Origin of the sequence: Geobacillus sp. LEMMY01 (genome assembly GCF_002042905.1) — a bacterium.
Taxonomy (GTDB): domain Bacteria; phylum Bacillota; class Bacilli; order Bacillales; family Anoxybacillaceae; genus Geobacillus; species Geobacillus proteiniphilus.
The window spans coordinates 22,207-38,427 of record NZ_MVKA01000025.1; the positions used below are offsets into that span (position 1 = coordinate 22,207).

At 54.4% G+C, this 16,221-nt stretch carries 17 protein-coding genes and 1 pseudogene; 15 read left to right on the plus strand and 3 right to left on the minus strand.

Annotated features, from left to right (window positions below; all coding sequences use genetic code 11):
- Positions 1–109 precede the first annotated feature (109 nt).
- Positions 110–1,024 carry a LysR family transcriptional regulator gene (locus B1A75_RS12610; protein ID WP_079936319.1) on the minus strand — a complete coding sequence of 305 codons (915 nt, stop codon included), beginning with the start codon at positions 1,022–1,024 and terminating at the stop codon, positions 110–112.
- A gap of 156 nt (positions 1,025–1,180) precedes the next feature.
- Here B1A75_RS12610 and hpaB point away from each other — a divergent pair, with 156 nt between their 5' ends.
- Positions 1,181–2,659 carry a 4-hydroxyphenylacetate 3-monooxygenase, oxygenase component gene (gene hpaB, locus B1A75_RS12615; protein ID WP_079936320.1) on the plus strand — a complete coding sequence of 493 codons (1,479 nt, stop codon included), beginning with the start codon at positions 1,181–1,183 and terminating at the stop codon, positions 2,657–2,659.
- A 97-nt stretch (positions 2,660–2,756) separates the two neighbouring features.
- On the opposite strand, the gene B1A75_RS19410 is transcribed toward hpaB, so the two are convergent.
- On the minus strand, positions 2,757–2,957 hold the full coding sequence (locus B1A75_RS19410; protein ID WP_139761736.1) for a hypothetical protein: 201 nt from the start codon (positions 2,955–2,957) through the stop codon (positions 2,757–2,759).
- On the opposite strand from B1A75_RS19410, the gene hpaD reads away from it, so the two are divergent.
- From hpaD to B1A75_RS12685, 14 genes and pseudogenes are all read left to right on the plus strand, one after another.
- Entirely contained in the window at positions 2,944–3,927 is a 984-nt protein-coding gene (gene hpaD / locus B1A75_RS12620) for a 3,4-dihydroxyphenylacetate 2,3-dioxygenase (RefSeq protein WP_079936321.1), read from the plus strand. The genes B1A75_RS19410 and hpaD overlap by 14 nt on opposite strands.
- Before the next feature lie 133 nt (positions 3,928–4,060).
- A complete protein-coding gene (gene hpaI / locus B1A75_RS12625) occupies positions 4,061–4,993 on the plus strand; it encodes a 2,4-dihydroxyhept-2-ene-1,7-dioic acid aldolase (protein ID WP_079936322.1) in 933 nt (310 codons plus the stop codon).
- A gap of 465 nt (positions 4,994–5,458) precedes the next feature.
- Complete coding sequence (locus B1A75_RS12635; protein WP_079936324.1) at positions 5,459–6,238, plus strand: fumarylacetoacetate hydrolase family protein; 780 nt, start codon at positions 5,459–5,461, stop codon at positions 6,236–6,238.
- Positions 6,235–6,975: a fumarylacetoacetate hydrolase family protein gene (locus B1A75_RS12640; protein WP_079936325.1), complete on the plus strand. Its 741-nt coding sequence runs from the start codon at positions 6,235–6,237 to the stop codon at positions 6,973–6,975. Before B1A75_RS12635 ends, B1A75_RS12640 begins: the two co-directional genes overlap by 4 nt.
- Positions 6,976–6,992: 17 nt before the next feature.
- The gene (locus B1A75_RS12645) at positions 6,993–7,385 is read left to right on the plus strand and encodes a 5-carboxymethyl-2-hydroxymuconate Delta-isomerase (RefSeq protein WP_079936326.1); all 393 of its coding nucleotides are present in this window, start codon (positions 6,993–6,995) and stop codon (positions 7,383–7,385) included.
- 13 nt (positions 7,386–7,398) lie between these two features.
- A complete protein-coding gene (hpaE, locus tag B1A75_RS12650) occupies positions 7,399–8,910 on the plus strand; it encodes a 5-carboxymethyl-2-hydroxymuconate semialdehyde dehydrogenase (RefSeq protein WP_079936327.1) in 1,512 nt (503 codons plus the stop codon).
- Between the two features lie 39 nt (positions 8,911–8,949).
- Positions 8,950–9,072: pseudogene (locus tag B1A75_RS19415) on the plus strand (GntR family transcriptional regulator); the annotation flags it as partial.
- A 102-nt stretch (positions 9,073–9,174) separates the two neighbouring features.
- Entirely contained in the window at positions 9,175–9,753 is a 579-nt protein-coding gene (locus B1A75_RS12655; protein WP_079936328.1) for a GntR family transcriptional regulator, read from the plus strand.
- A gap of 79 nt (positions 9,754–9,832) precedes the next feature.
- Positions 9,833–11,002 carry an ABC transporter substrate-binding protein gene (locus tag B1A75_RS12660; RefSeq protein WP_079936329.1) on the plus strand — a complete coding sequence of 390 codons (1,170 nt, stop codon included), beginning with the start codon at positions 9,833–9,835 and terminating at the stop codon, positions 11,000–11,002.
- Between the two features lie 279 nt (positions 11,003–11,281).
- A complete protein-coding gene (locus B1A75_RS12665; RefSeq protein WP_079936330.1) occupies positions 11,282–12,163 on the plus strand; it encodes a branched-chain amino acid ABC transporter permease in 882 nt (293 codons plus the stop codon).
- A gap of 12 nt (positions 12,164–12,175) precedes the next feature.
- On the plus strand, positions 12,176–13,246 hold the full coding sequence (locus tag B1A75_RS12670; RefSeq protein ID WP_371878450.1) for a branched-chain amino acid ABC transporter permease: 1,071 nt from the start codon (positions 12,176–12,178) through the stop codon (positions 13,244–13,246).
- Positions 13,243–14,019 carry an ABC transporter ATP-binding protein gene (locus B1A75_RS12675; RefSeq protein ID WP_079936331.1) on the plus strand — a complete coding sequence of 259 codons (777 nt, stop codon included), beginning with the start codon at positions 13,243–13,245 and terminating at the stop codon, positions 14,017–14,019. The genes B1A75_RS12670 and B1A75_RS12675 overlap by 4 nt, the downstream gene beginning before the upstream one ends.
- On the plus strand, positions 14,013–14,738 hold the full coding sequence (locus tag B1A75_RS12680; RefSeq protein ID WP_079936332.1) for an ABC transporter ATP-binding protein: 726 nt from the start codon (positions 14,013–14,015) through the stop codon (positions 14,736–14,738). Before B1A75_RS12675 ends, B1A75_RS12680 begins: the two co-directional genes overlap by 7 nt.
- A gap of 211 nt (positions 14,739–14,949) precedes the next feature.
- Positions 14,950–15,417 (plus strand): flavin reductase family protein, encoded by a 468-nt coding sequence (locus B1A75_RS12685; RefSeq protein WP_079936337.1) that lies wholly within the window; start codon positions 14,950–14,952, stop codon positions 15,415–15,417.
- Between the two features lie 164 nt (positions 15,418–15,581).
- Here the strand turns inward: B1A75_RS12685 and B1A75_RS12690 are convergent, their stop codons facing one another.
- A complete protein-coding gene (locus tag B1A75_RS12690) occupies positions 15,582–16,145 on the minus strand; it encodes an FAD-dependent oxidoreductase (RefSeq protein WP_079936333.1) in 564 nt (187 codons plus the stop codon).
- Positions 16,146–16,221 lie beyond the last annotated feature (76 nt).

Consider the following 16,221-nt stretch of genomic DNA (forward strand, 5'->3'; position numbering starts at 1 on the left):
CTGATTTTTTTTGGAAAGCCGGTCGTTGAACAAAAAGTGCGGCGCAACGAAGAGATGACGCCAATGTTGTTTTTTCCCTTCACTTGAGCGTCCACGATTGGAGGAATCGCTATCTTTCTTCATGTTGTCCGCCGGCGGCGCGGGCCGCAGCGGTTTGGAGCACGTCGAGGAATGTTCGGGCGCTTTTCGGCAAATACCGTTGTCGGTCGAGGATGGCGGCGGCTTCCGCTGTCATGGAAGAGTCGATGATCTCAAGCACCTTGATGCCGGGGAGGCGAAACAAGGCTACAGTGGATTGCGGCACAATGGTGGCCCCGAGGCCTTGGGCGACAAGGGAGAGCAATATGGTCGCGTCCGGGCATTCGCATAGAACGTTCGGTTCAAAGCCATGGCGACGGCATTCCTCGATGACCCGCTCGTACTGTCCGGCGCCGTGCACCCGGTGGAGAAGGAGAAGCGGCCAATCAGCAAAATCGCGCATGCATAACGCGGTTTGGCCGGTTTTCCATTGCGCCGGCAACACGCCGACATAACGTTCGCCGGGCAGACGGATGACGTCGCAATCAGCCGAGTCGATCGGCAGGCGGATGATGCCGATGTCAATGTGCCGCTCTTGAAGCAGCTGGCAAATGGAAAACGTATCTCCTTCACGGAGATGAAAGGTCACGTTCGGAAACTGTTCATGGAATCGGCGGATCGCTTGGGCCAAATAGTAAAAGCATGATTTGACGCAGCCGATCGACAGCGTTCCCGCCGTTCCCTCTTCGATTTCTTTTACTTCCGCTACGGCGTCATCAAGCTGGCGCAGCAGTTGTTTCGCCTTTTCGTAAAACGCTTTGCCCGGTGCGGTGAGCTCCATTTTTTTCGCCTTCCGGTCAAATAAAGGAACGCCGAGCTCTTCTTCGAGCTGCTTCAGCTGCTGGCTGAGCGGCGGCTGGGCGATATGAAGCTTTTGCGCCGCTTTGGTGATTTGCCCTTCTTCGGCAATCGTGACGAAATATTTCAGCTGTTTCACATCGATCATGGCCGTGCCTCCTCTCTTGCTTCCATATCTTTTTCGTATAGGATGGTTGATCATTTTTGTATTTTTCATATATGAAATCATATGTTATATTAATTTTGAACATTCTGAATGATAGCGCTTCCTTATCTATTATACGTGAAAACGGGGGGAATGAAAATGCCGGCCAAAACGGGTCAGGAGTATATGGAGCGGCTCAAGCGGGCGAAAAGCAGCGTGTACATCCACGGGGAAAAAGTTGAGGATGTCACCGTTCATCCGGCGTTCCGCAACGTCGTCCGTTCGATGGCGGCGCTTTACGACCGGCAATATGAAAAGCCGGAGAAAATGTTGTACCGGTCGCCGACAACCGGGCAGCTCGTCGGCATGACGTTCATTCAGCCGACAACCATTGACGAGCTCATCGCCCGCCGCGAGGCGACGCAAGAGTGGGCGCGTATGTCGGCGGGGATGATGGGCCGTTCTCCCGATTATTTAAACGCGGAAGTCATGGCCATGGGCGTCGCCAATGATCTATTTGCCGAAGATGACCCGATGTTTGCCGAAAACGCGAAAAACTACTATGAGTACGCGCGTGAAAACGACATCAGCTTGACGCACACGCTCATCCATCCGCAAATGAACCGCGCCAAGGCGCTTCACGAACAAAACGATGCCGATGTGCCGCTCCATTTGGTGGAACGGCGAAAAGACGGGATCATCGTCAGCGGCATCCGCCTGTTGGCGACGCAAGGCGGGATTACGGACGAAATTTTAGTGTTTCCATCGACCGTGAAAAAATCGACAGCCGGTGAAGACCCGTACGCGCTCGCCTTTGCTATTCCGAACAATACGCCGGGCGTAAAGTTCATTTGCCGCGAGGCGTTTGACTACGGGCGGAGTGCGTGGGACCATCCGCTGGCGTCCCGCTTTGAAGAGGGCGATGCAATCGTTTCGTTTGAAAACGTGTTTGTGCCGTGGGAGCGCGTGTTTGTTTGCGGCAATTCGTCGATTTGCAACCGGACGTTCCGTGAGACGAACGCGGTCATTCATATGTCCCATCAAGTGGTGGCGAAAAACATCGTCAAAACGGAGTTTTTGCTCGGCGTCACGCTTTGTCTGATCGAAGCAATCGGCATCGGCGAGTTCCAGCATGTGAAAGACAAAGGGGCGGAAATCATGCTCGTCCTCGAGACGATGAAAAGCCACTTGTACCGGGCTGAGCACAATGCGAAGCGAGACCGCTGGGGAACGATGACGCCGGATTTTGCCGCGCTCGATGCCGCGCGCAACTGGTATCCGCGCATTTATCCACGGCTTTCGGAGATCATCCGCATTTTAGGAGCATCGGGGTTGATGGCGATTCCGACCGAAGCCGATTTCCACAACGAAGAAATTGGCGAGATTGTAAGCCGAGCGATGCAAGGGGCGACGGTGGACGGCTATGAACGCGTCCAGCTGTTCCGGCTCGCCTGGGATCTCACGATGAGCGCGTTCGGAGCCCGACAGACGCATTACGAATATTACTTTTTCGGCGATCCGGTTCGGATGGGGATGGCGTATTTTGACGGCTACGAAAAAGAGCCGTATAAACAGTTCGTGCGCGAATTTCTGCGCGGCGCCAAAAGCGTGTTCATTCCTGCTGACAACAAGCATTGACCGTTCATTCGGACGCTCGCAAACACGGGCGGGTGTTGGAACGGTTGAGGAGTGGCGGAGGATCGCCCGCTGCGGCGTTTCCCAAGGTTGCCGCCGATCAAAAAAGGCGGGCGCAACGGCGCGCAAGCTGGCTGATCCGGGCATGTTGCGAGATGTTTGAAGCGAAGGGATTTGGCCAGCAACAAGGAAGGCTTTGTTCCATGTTCGCCAGCAGAAAAGAAAGATTCTTTCTGTCGGCCGCCTGACTCTGGATGGAGGAATATTGCGAAAGGGGGAAGAGAGCGATGACATGTTCCATTATTCGCTGCGCCCGTGCGGTGCTGCATGTGACCGATTTGGCCGCCGCCCGCGATTTTTACGAACGGGTGCTTGGGTTTGTCGTGACGGAAGCGGATGAGAGCCATCTGTATTTGCGTGGACTTGAAGAATATCATCATCATAGCCTTCTATTGAAAAAGGCGCCCCGCCCCGCGGTCGAAGCGCTTGGCTACAAAGTCGGTTCCGAGCAGGAGTTGGAAGCGCTTTATGAATGGTTTGCGGCGCAAACGCTGCAGCCGAAATGGCTGGAAGACGGGAGCCAGCGCGCCGTCGGAAGGGCGTTTCGCGTGCAAGATCCGTCCGGGCTGCCGCTTGAGTTTTTCGCTCATATGGAGAAAACGGAGCGGCTTTTGCAGCGGTATGACTTGCACCGCGGCGCCCGCGTGCAGCGCATCGATCATTTCAACTGCGCGGTGACGGATGTAAAGAACGCGTACGACTTTTATGTCCATGGTTTGGGCTTTGCCTGCTCGGAGTATACGGAAACAGAGGATGGAAAGCTATGGGCTGCATGGCTGCATCGGAAGCAAAACGTCCACGATTTGGCGCTGATGAACGGAAAAGGGCCGCGCCTTCACCATATCGGGTTTTGGCTGCCGGACCCGCTCAGCCTGATCCATGCGTGCGATGTGCTGGCGGCGGCCGGATATGCGCCGAACATTGAACGCGGGCCGGGCCGTCACGGATTGTCGAATGCCTTCTTTGTCTATTTGCGCGATCCAGATGGCCACCGAATTGAGCTGTATAACGGCGATTATTTGACGAGCGACCCCGATTTTCCGCCGATCCGCTGGGATTTGGACGATCCGCGCCGGCAAACGTTCTGGGGGCATGCGGCGCCGGACAGCTGGTTTGAAGAGGCGTCCGTCGTTCTTGACGTTCACAGCGGCCAGCCGATCGAGCCGAACGAACCGACATTGGCGAAGCGGAAACCGACCTTCCTGATTTAGAAAAGGACCGCAGCCCTTCTGCTGGCGGTTTTCGGGATCACAATTATATATGATTTTATCGTTGATTTCATATATGATTTTGTGTACAATATAGGTAAGATTCAGAAAAATAGAGTCAATAGGAGGCAAGGGGATGGCATACCGCGAGGCGAAAGAACGGCTGCGCGGCTCGATCGCGCCGGTCGTCACGCCGTTTGATGAAGAAGGAAAAATTGATTTTGCGGCGTTGACCGCGCTCATCGATTGGCATATTGAAAGCGGCACGCACGGCATTTCCGTTACAGGAACGTCGGGAGAGCCGAGCTCGCTGACGCTTGAAGAGCGAAAACAGGTGATGGAAACGGCGAAAAAAGCGGTGGCGGGGCGGGTGCCGTTCGTGCCGGGGACGGGCTCGACCAACCATGCGGAAACGATCGAGCTGACCCAATTTGCACAGGAGATTGGCGCCGATGCCGCGATGGTCATCGTCCCGTATTACAACCGTCCGTCCCAGCAGGCGCTGTATAAACATTTTAAGGCGGTGGCCGAGGCGGTCGATATCCCGATCATCGTCTACAACATTCCGGGGCGGACGGCGGTCAATTTGGAAGTCAAAACGTTGGCGCGGCTCGCCGAGGATTGTCCGAACATTATCGGGGTGAAAGAGTCGAACAAAGACTTTGAGCATGTCAACCGGGTGTTGTGGCATTGCGGACGCGATTTCCTTCTCTTTTCCGGCATCGAGCTTTTGTGCTATCCGATGCTGGCGATCGGCGGAGCCGGATCGATCAGCGCGACGGCGAACGTCGTGCCGCATAAAGTGGCCGAGCTGCACGACGCTTGGTTTGCCGGCGATGTCAAGCGGGCGCAAGATCTTCATTTTGAATTGATGGAATTAAATGATGTCCTGTTCATCGAAACGAACCCCGGGCCCGTAAAAGCAGCGCTCGGCATGATGGGGAAAATCACCCCGAAGCTCCGGCTGCCGCTCGATTTGCCAAGCGAAGAACACCAACAGCACATCCGCCGCACGCTCGTCAAATACGGGTTGCTGGCAGAAACGACGCCGCAGCACGAAGAGCTGTAGCACGAAGAGCTACGGCAAACGACATAAAACAGGCGCATGCAGCAGGCCACGAGTGTTGATGATCCATTATTTTACTAAAAACACAGCATCATACGGCTGAACACAGGCTTTTCTGCCTCTTCCCTCGAACAAGAACGCCGGTGGGCAAATGCCATTTGCCCGCAAAGCGTTCTTGTTCGAGGAGGGCATGCGGCTGCATGCCCAGTCGGCAAGCGAACCGCTTGCCGACGGCGGCAGAAAAGCCGGGAACAGTGCTTTCTCAACTGGTTTTGATTGGTTCATCAACACGCCTGGGAGCAGGCATATGAGATGCAACGAAAAACGGAAAAATCGCTTGTCCATTTTTCAACTGACGAGGGTAAGCCCGTAGGCTTCTCCGTCACGCCAAAGCGCGATCAAATGCTCGGTAAGAGCTGCAAATGGTAAAGCTTCAAATGGCATCGATACAGATGAGGAGGAGAAGCGATGGCGAATGTGCGCTTGCGTCTGGCCGGCATGAGGCGGGCGATGGAGGCAAAAGCGGATCCGCGCGGCGGGACGGTGTCGTTTGGCGGGCGGACGCACCGCATCGATGAATTGGAATGGGACGCGCCTATTGGCGGGGCGATGTACGGGGTGGCGCTGAATGATGGAAAGGAGTGGGCGGCGCTGTCAAAAGAGATGAACGCCCCGCCGTATGAAAAGCCGCCGGAAGGCCCGGTGCTGTATATGAAGCCGGCGAACACCATCAACGCCCATCGGCGTCCGGTGCTTTTGCCTCGTGGGGTGAAGCATCTTCAGGCTGCTCCGGCGCTCGGGCTGGTGATCGGGCGGACGGCGGCGCGCGTGCGGCGCGAGCAGGCGCTCGATTTTGTATTCGGCTATACGATCGTTAATGATCTGTCGATTCCACACGAGCAGCGGCACCGCCCGGCGGTGAAGGAGCAGGCGCGCGACGGGTTCGCCCCAGTCGGCCCGTGGATTGTGCCGAAAGAGGAAGCGGCGCCGCTGTCATCCTTGACCGCACGCGTATACGTCAACGGGCGCCTCGTCCAGCGTGCAGACCCGAGCCGCTTTCGCCTTCCAGTCGAACAATGGCTCGCTGAGGTGACCGAATTTATGACCCTTTACCCAGGCGATGTGCTGTTTTTCAGCTGGCCGGCCGATGCGCCGCTTGTTACAGCAGGAGATGTGGTGCGCATCGAAATCGAAAGGATCGGTGTGTTGGAAAATGAAATCGCCCTGGAACAAGGAGGCGATGAATGATGAGGCGGGCGCGTGTGGCCTGGAACGGAACCGTGACCGAAGCCGAGCCGCTCGACGATGGCCGCCTCCGCCTGCCGGACGGAACGATCGTCGGGGAGCTTGAAGTGATGTGGCTTCCCCCGGTGGAGCCGGGAGTGATCGTGGCGCTTGGATTGAATTATGCCGAGCATGCCGGCGAATTGTCTTTTGTTGCGCCGAAAGAGCCGCTTTTATTTTTCAAAGGGAAAAATACGCTCATCGGCCATCGCGGCCGAACCGTTCGCCCGGAGGGGGTCAACATGATGCATTATGAATGCGAGCTCGCGGTCGTCATCGGCCGCCCAGCCAGCCGGGTGAAAGCGGAACAGGCGTACGACTACATTTTCGGTTACACGATTGCCAACGATTACGCTGTTCGCGACTACTTGGAAAATTACTACCGGCCGAATTTCCGCGTCAAAAACCGCGACCGGACGACGCCGCTAGGCCCGTGGATCGTCAGCCATGAGGAAGTCGGCGATCCGATGGCGCTTCGTTTGCGGACGTATGTCAATGGGGCGGTTGTGCAGGAAGGATATACGGGCGATATGATTTTTTCGATCCCGTATTTGCTTGAGTACATCACCGAATTCATGACGCTCGCGCCTGGCGACGTGATTTTGACCGGCACGCCGAAAGGGGCGGTGAACGTCCAGCCCGGCGATGAAGTCGTGGCCGAAATCGAACGCATCGGCCGGCTGATCAATTACATCGTCTAGCCAAAGGAGGAGGAATGATGCCGCACTTTATTTTGGAATACACGGCCAATCTCGGCGAAGAGGCCGATATTCGCGGCTTGCTTGGAAAAATTCACAGCGTGTTGATCAAGCGGAGCGATTGGTTTCCCGTCGGCGGCATCCGCTCGCGCGCCATTCGGCTTGACGAGTACTATGTGGCTGATGGGGCCGAAGACGATGCGTTTGTGCACGGGACGCTGAAAATCGGCGCCGGACGCCCGGAACAGGTGAAAAAAGAAGTCGGCGACGAGCTGTTTGCCGTGATGAAAGACCATTTCGCCCCGCTGTTCGCCAAACGCTATTTGGCGCTGTCGCTTGAGCTGTATGAATTCAACGAGGCGGGGACGTATAAACACAACAACATTCATGCGCGTTATCGGACGCAGCGGTAACGGGGGGAAACGAATGGCAGTGCAACCAAAAGTGCTTCATTATATCAATGGGCAGTTTGTGGAAGGGGCGGCCGGTGCGTATTTCAACAACATCAATCCGTTTACGAACGAACCGATCAACGAAGTGGCCGAAGGGCGGAAAGAAGACATCGACGCGGCGGTCCGGGCGGCGAAAGAGGCGTTTGATCACGGGCCGTGGCGGACAATGCCGGTCGAACGGCGCCTTCGTTACCTTTTCCGCATTGCTGACTTGATTGAGCAGTATGCGGACGACATCGCCTATTTAGAGGCGCTTGATACCGGCATTCCGATCAGTCAGGCGAAAAAGCAAGCCGCCCGCGCGGCGGAAAACTTTCGCTTCTACGCAGAAATGGTGAAAACGCGCCTTGTCGGCGAGGCGTACCATGTGAATGGGCAGTTTTTGAACTATACGGTCTATAAACCGGTCGGCGTCGCCGGGCTCATTACGCCGTGGAATACGCCGTTTATGCTGGAAACGTGGAAGGTGGCTCCAGCGCTCGCCACCGGCAACACCGTCGTCTTGAAGCCGGCGGAATGGTCTCCGTTGACGGCGAATAAACTGGCGGAAATCATCGATGAAGCCGAGCTGCCTGCCGGTGTGTTCAATGTCGTGCATGGGTTTGGTGAAACGGCGGGCGCCGCGTTGGTCGCCCACCCGGATGTGCGCCTCATCTCGTTTACCGGAGAGACGACAACCGGCATGGAAATTATCCGCAACAGCGCCGCGACGTTGAAAAAAACATCGATGGAGCTCGGCGGCAAGTCGCCGCTCATCGTGTTCGCCGATGCGGATCTCGAACGGGCGCTCGATGCGGCGGTTTGGGGGATGTTTTCGCTCAATGGCGAACGGTGCACAGCCAACTCGCGGCTGCTGCTCGAGCAGTCGATCTACGACGAATTTGTGGCCCGGCTCAAAGAGCGCGTCGACCGCATCGTCATCGGCGACCCGATGAACCCGACGACCGAGCTTGGCCCGCTCATTCACCGTGCTCACTGGGAGCGGGTGAACCGCTATATTGACATCGCCAAGCAAGAAGGGGCGGACGTCTATGCCCCCAGCGTTCCGAAAAGGTTGGAAAAAGGCAATTTTGTGCCGCCGACGCTGCTGCTTGGCTGCCATAACAGCATGAGGGTGGCGCAGGAAGAAATTTTCGGCCCGGTGATGGCGGTCATGTCGTTTGTGAATGAAGAAGAGGCGATCCGGCTGGCGAACGATGTGAAATACGGGCTGGCGGCATACGTCTGGACGAGCGATATGAAGCGCGGCCACCGCGTCGCTCAAGCGATCGAAAGCGGGATGGCGTGGGTCAACTCGCCGAACGTCCGCGATTTGCGCATCCCGTTTGGCGGGACGAAGTACAGCGGCATCGGCCGCGAAGGCGGGCATTACAGCTTTGATTTCTATACGGAAGTGCAAGTCGTCCACGTCGCGGTCGGTGACCCGCCAATCCCTTCGTTCGGCAAGGCGAAGCCGCCTTCCGCTTTGTCTGCAGAACAGAAATAACAGCTGGTCAACATATATTATGTGATATATGATAAATGTATGGAAACGAAAGCGAAAAACAAAACACAGTTGGCGTATGAGTATATTTTGTCCCGCATTGAAAGCGGCGTTTATGGCCCGGGATACCGCGTCGTCATCGATCAAATCGCCCGCGAGCTTGGGTTAAGCCTCACATTTCGCACCCTGAATAAAAATTCAAAATAAGCCTGATTTGAGTGAATAAAAATTAGTTATTTTACAATATTTGTATAAAAATTTATTTTTATGCGAATATTTTGGTTATTTTTTGTATATTATGCAAAGGTTGCGAAATATGAGTTAAGCAGCATCCCGGTGCGCGAGGCGATCCGCCAACTCGAGGCGGAAGGGTTTGTCGAGTTCAAGCCGTATGCCGGCGCCGTTGTCAGCACCATTAACGAAAAAGAATATGTCGAAACGTTATCCGTGTTGGCTGTCTTAGAAGGCTATGCGACTGCGCTCAGCTCCACCAATGTAACGAAGGAGGCGATCAACGAGCTTGAGCAGTTGAACGAGCGGATGGAGCGGGCGCTTGAAGAGTTGGAGCTTGAACGGTTCAGCGAGCTGAACTATGAATTTCATTCTTTGATTTATGCCCATTGCAACAACACATATTTAGAAGAACAAATCAAGCAAATTTGGCAGCGGATGAAGCGCATCCGCGCATATGGATTCACGTTTGTTCCGCAGCGGGCAAAAGCATCGATCGAAGAACATAGAGAGATTATCCGCCTGTTGCGTGAACAGGCGCCGCCGCATGAAATCGAACAATACGTTCGTCAACACAAAATAAACACCGCCGAAGCGTTTAAGCGGCGGCGCTGATCTTCTTCCGCCGGGTGGAGGCCTGGCGGAAGAACGATGATTTGAAAGCGTTGTCAATATAAAAGGGGGGCAAAAAAAGATGAAAAAAGGAATGTCTCTATTGATGGCGGCATTGTTGCTCATTTTCCTTGCCGCCTGCGGGAAGACGGCGACATCGGGAGGAGAGGATGAAATCAAAATTGGCGCCATTTTTTCGGCCTCCGGAGGGGCGGCTCCGCTTGGCAAACCGGAGATGGAGACCGTCAAGATGCTGGTGAAGCAATGGAACGATCAAGGCGGCATTGATGGAAAGAAAATCAAGCTGATTGCCTATGATGACAAGTCCAACCAAAACGAGGCCGTATTATCCACGAAAAAACTCATCGAACAAGACAAAGTCACTGCCATTATTGGCGGCACGATCAGCGGCAACTCCTTAGCCATGATTCCACTCATTGAAAAAGCAGGCATTCCGTACATTTCCCTCGCCGCAAGCAAACAAATCGTCAATCCAAGCGATGGATCCTCACGTCATTGGACATTTAAAACCGCTCAAGGGGACAATATCGTCATTCAGAAGCTGCTTGGTTTTCTAAAAGAGAAAGGATGGACGAACGTCGCCTGGCTGAATGTCGCCAATGCCTATGGAACGAGCGGGCATGAAGAGTTTGTGCATTATGCCCCGGAATATGGGGTGAAAGCCGTCATCGAAGAGGAGTTTGAGGCAACGGTCGATGATGCGAAAGCGATGTTGACAAAGGTGAAAAAAGCGAATCCGCAAGCCATTATCGTATGGGGAACAGCGCAGGAATCGGCGGTCGTCACGAAAAACATCCGCCAGTTGGGCATTGATGTTCCGATTGTTGAAAGCCATGGCATCGGCACGAAAAGCTTTATTGACTTGGCCGGGGAGGCAGCCAACGGCGTATTGTTCCCTGCCGGACGCATTTTGGTGGCAGAGCAGCTTCCAGACAGTGATCCGCAAAAAGAAACGCTGCTAAAATACAAGGAACAGTTTGAAAAAGCGTACAGCTATGCCCCGACGACGTTTGGCGGACATGCTTGGGATGCCTTCCATCTATTGATGAACGCGATCAAAGAAGGGGGAACGGATCAGGAAAAAATCCGGACAGCGTTGGAGAATACAACAAATTTCGTCGGCATCTCGGGTGTCTTTCATATGTCCAAGGACAATCATACGGGGCTTGATGCCGACAGTTTGGTGATGGTGCAAATTCAAGACGGAAAATTCATGCTCGCAGAACAATAGATATAGATTGCAAGGAAAAAGTTTACCATATCCTTGACGAAAAAGCAGCTGTCTATTTTTTCGACTGTCGGAGGCAAGCCGCAGGCTTCTTCGTCACGCCTTGGCATGACGGAAGGCCGAACAACCACCCGCTTCCAAACCCATGTATAGGTCTGTGAAGCGGCGTTGTTCGGTCACCCGACAGTCGATCAAATAGCTCTGTAAAAGCTACAAATTGTTAAAGTTTATATAGGTTGCGAATTCCCTTTTGCTTCATCTTGTTACTAAGGGGGGGCGTGGATGGAGGCGTGGAGCCAGTTTGTGCAACTGCTGTTTTCCGGATTGACGATCGGCAGCATTTACGCGTTGGTGGCGCTCGGATTTGTCATTACGTACAGCGTGACCGGTATTTTGAACTTAGCTCAAGGCGATTTCGCTATGTTAGGGGCGCTGTTTTGCATTACGTTGGTCAATAATGGCGTGCCGTTTGCCGCGGCCATCGGTTTGAGCATGCTTGCGGCGATGGCCGTCGGCGGACTGTTTGAGCGGCTGGCGATTCAGCCGGCGCGCCGTTCATCGGCAGCCGTGCTGATTATCATAACCATTGGGGCATCGTTTGTATTTCGTGGGATCGCCTTGCTTATTTGGGGAACGGATCCGTATGCTTTGCGCCCATTTACTGGGAATGGGGCTCTTGAGGTGTTCGGAGCCGTAATCCAATGGCAAAGCGTCTGGGCGATTGTCATTTCGCTCGCGAGCTTTGCCGGCTTGTATCTGTTTTTTAACCAGACGTATATCGGCAAGGCGGTGGCGGCCTGTGTCATCAATCCGTTTGCCGCTCGGTTGATGGGGATTGACATCCGCAAAATGTCGCTTGGGGCCATTGCTGTCAGCGCGGGGCTTGGGGCTTTGGCGGGAATTGTCATCGCCCCGATTTCCGGAGCCTCGTATGATATGGGGATCATGATTGGTTTGAAGGCGTTTATCGCAGCTGTGATCGGCGGATTGACCAATGCGCCGGCTGCAATCGCCGGCGCATTTCTCGTCGGGTTGCTCGAATCGTTTGCGGAAGGATACTTGTCCTCGGGATACAAAGAAGCGATCAGCTTTGGACTGTTGCTACTTGTGCTGTTTTTCATGCCAAACGGATTGTTCGCCAAGATGACAGGAAAACGGGTATAGGGGGAGCGGAGAATGGGAATGGAGCAGTACAGACGAGTGGTGGATAGACGGAAACGGTTGCTGCTGCTTGCTGGCGCAGCCGTCTGGCTCGGTTTCCCTTGGCTCGCCTCCGGCAATAATTATGTATTAAGCACCCTCATTCTCATCGGACTTTATGCGCTGGTGAGCACAGGGATGACGCTGTTGATGGGGTATGCTGGGCAAATTTCGCTTGGCCAGGCTGCCTTTTATGGCATCGGCGCCTATGCGTCCGCCTATTTGACGGGGCACGCGGGATGGCCGGCTTGGTTGGCGTTGGTTGCCGGTGCGGCATTGGCCGCTTTGGTGGCGTTGGTTGTCGGCATTCCGGTTTTTCGGCTGCGTGAACATTATTTGGCCTTGGCGACGTTAGGATTTGGCGTTATTCTGTTTACTTTTTTCAAAGAATGGAAAGGGATCACGGGGGGGTTAAATGGCTTTTTTGGCATTCCCCCGATCAGTATAGCTGGGTTTCCGTTGCAAAGCGATCTCCAGTTTTACTACCTCGTTTCGTTGTTTGTTCTGGCCGGGTTATGGTTTGCCCATAATATTGTCCGCTCCCGGGTCGGAAGGGCGCTGCGGGCGATTCATGGAAGCGAGGTGGCAGCAAGCTCCCTTGGGGTGAACATTACGAAATACAAGCTGCAAATCTTTATGCTCAGCGCTGTCTACGCTTCGGTTGCCGGGAGCTTATACGCCCATTATGTCACGTTTATCAATCCGGACTTATTCGGCATCGTCCCGTCGATTTCCTTTTTGATTATGGTGGTGATCGGTGGATCGGCCCATGTGTGGGGCGGGCTCGTCGGCGCGGCCGTCTATGTTTGTTTAGGAGAATGGCTCAAAGCCGTTGTCCCGTTGTTGCTTCCGAATGCCGGCGGAGAGTTTGAAATTGTCTTTTTTGGCTTGTTGCTGGTGGTCATGTTGATTTATATGCCGAACGGGTTGACGGGTGTTATGCAAAAGGGGATGCGGCGCTTTTTTGAAATGGGCGGACGTCAAAAGAAGCAGATAGCCGCAGTTGAGGGGCATAAGGCGCGTTCGATCGGAGGGGAGCGGGGATGAGCGCAGTGTTGCTCGAAGTGGAGCAATTGTCCAAGTCATTCGGCGGCGTTCAGGCGGTGCAGAACGTGTCCTTTCACGTAAAAAAAGAAGAAATCGTCGCGGTAATCGGGCCGAACGGGGCAGGCAAAACGACCTTGTTCAATATGATCAGCGGCATTATTCCGCCGACTAGTGGTCTCGTTCGTTTTCAAGGAGCCATGGTCAGCGGCAAACAACCGCACGAGCTGGCGATGCTGGGAATGACAAGGACGTTTCAAAACTTGCAGCTGTTTTCCGATATGACGGTGTTGGAAAACGTGATGGTCGGATTTCATTCACGGTTGAAGAGCGGAATCCTCAGCGCCGGCTTTCGGCTGCCGCGTACGGTGAAAGAAGAAAAGCAAGCGCAGAAACAGGCGTTTTCCTGCCTCGAGCAGGTCGGTTTGGCCCATCTCGCCTGTGAGCGAGCAGGCACGCTGCCATATGGGATGCAACGGCTCGTGGAAATCGCTCGGGCGGCCGTGTCTCGCCCTTCGCTCATTTTGCTTGACGAGCCGATGGCCGGGCTTAACCCGCAAGAATCAAGGCAACTTGTTGACGTGTTGTTGGCGATGAGGGAACAAGGATTTACCTTTTTGTTCGTTGAACATGATATGGAAACGGTGATGTCGATCGCCGATCGGATCGTCGTCCTCGATTACGGCAAAAAAATTGCGGAAGGGGCTCCGGAAGAGATTGCGCGGCACCCGGACGTTATTAAGGCGTATTTAGGAGAGGAGGCGGCTCGATGCTGACGCTTCACAACGTCCATGTATATCACGGCCATTTGCACGTGTTAAAAGGGGTCAGTTTGCAAGTTGGCGAAGGAAAAATCGTCACTGTTGTCGGCGCCAACGGGGCGGGCAAAAGCACCTTGCTTGGCACGATTGCCGGCGTTTACGCCCCAAAGGAAGGGGAGATTCTTTTTGAACATGAACCGCTTCCATACGGAAAGGTGGAGCAAATTGTTGAAAAAGGCATTTGCCTTGTTCCGGAAAGACGTCAAATTTTTGACAGCCTGTCGGTGAAGGATAATTTGCTGCTTGGAGCCTATCGACGACACCGCCGCAACGGACAGGAAGTGAAGCGCGACTATGAGCGAGTGCTTGAACTGTTCCCTAAACTGCAAACGATGCTCGACCGTCCGGGAGGATTATTAAGCGGCGGAGAACAGCAAATGCTGGCGATCGCCCGCGGGCTGATGGCCAGGCCAAAGCTGCTGATGCTCGATGAACCATCGTTAGGGCTGGCGCCGCTCGTCGTTAAAGAAATCATGGAACTGCTGACACAGCTCTGCGACCAATTTCACACAGCCATTATTCTTGTTGAGCAAAACGTACGTGCCGCACTGCAGACAGCGGATGAGGCGTATGTGTTGGAACGGGGAAGCATCGTGGTGCATGGGAAGGCCGCCGAGCTGCTCACCGATGAGCGGGTGGCAGAGGCGTACCTTGGAGCAGCGGGCTGCCGATGACAGCCGTATATCGTCGTTGTTTCTTTCTCCTATTTCTGCTATGATGGGGGTAGATTTGACCCTCATTCCGGCATGAATGGGTCTCAGTCATAGAGGCAAGATGTCGGACGAAGCGCCCGGCGTGTGGAAACATCAAGAAGGAAAGCCGCCCAACCGCCAGCTGAAGGCGTAGGGCTGCTGGATGACGAAAAGGGAAGGATGGGAGAACCGTATGGATGATCGTACATTTCGCAGAGCCATGGGAAAATTTGCGACCGGCGTGACGGTCGTGACAACGGAATATCAAGGGGAAGCGAAAGGAATGACGGCGAACGCGTTTATGTCCGTTTCGCTCGACCCGAGACTTGTCGTCGTCTCCATTGGCCATAAAGCGCGAATGCATGACATTGTCAAGCAAACGGGGAAATTTGCTGTCAACATTTTGCGGCGCGATCAAGAGGAGTTGTCGCGCTTGTTTGCCGGCCAGTTGAAAGAAGAACGCAATGTTTCGTTTGATTGGGTGAACGGCCATCCGATTTTGCCGGAGGCGTTGGCGAATATTTTATGCAACGTCTATAGTTCGTACGTTGCCGGCGACCATACGTTGTATTTTGGCGAAGTCACCGACATTTTCATGAAAGAGGAACCGGGCGACCCGCTTTTGTTTTTCGAAGGACAATACCGAAGCATCGGACAGTAAGCGTCCCGGGATTGGCGAGGCAGTCGGCTGACATTTCGATGTGGGGATGAAAAGAGGCTGTCTCAAAAGGCGGTTCTTCGTTCAACATAGCCCGCCATATCGTGTTCTGGCGGTTTATACGGCAAACAGAAAAGGTGTCCCGTCTCTTTTGGGACACCTTTTTGTCATTTTTTCAGCACGTCATGGTCAACGTACCGTTCGCCGTTCAGCTCGCTGATGACGTTGATGGCGACTTTCGCCCCGTCGCCCGCCGTGATGATCGTATGAACGCTGACGCCGGCCACCGTCCCTGCCGCCCAAATGCCGTCGATGTTCGTTTTGCCGTTTGCATCGACGTCAATCACCGTTTTGATGCGCGGCTCCGTGCCCGGTTTGGTGCGCAGGCCGACTTTTTCCGCCAGATCCGTGGCAACGCCGGTGGCGAAAATGACGTGTTTCGCCTCATAGGAGCCGTTTTCCGTTTCGAGGCGGAAGCCACCGTCCGTTTTTTGCACGTCTGTCACTTGTGTTTCCACCAATTCCGCGCCGAATTTAGCGGCTTGCCGTTTTCCTGTTTCCACCAATTCCGGGCCGCTGATTTCCGGAACACCGTAATGGTTTTCCACCCAAGCGCGCTTTGTCATGCCTTTGTCGTTGTCAAACAACACCGTTTTCTTTCCCGCTTTGGCGGCGAAGATCGCAGCGCTCGCTCCCGCCGGTCCAGCGCCGATGATGGCAATGTCGTACATCGTGACCGCCTCCTTGTTTTGAATATTGGCACTATCATTACTTTATCATAAATGGAAAAAGGGTCCAAATGATCTG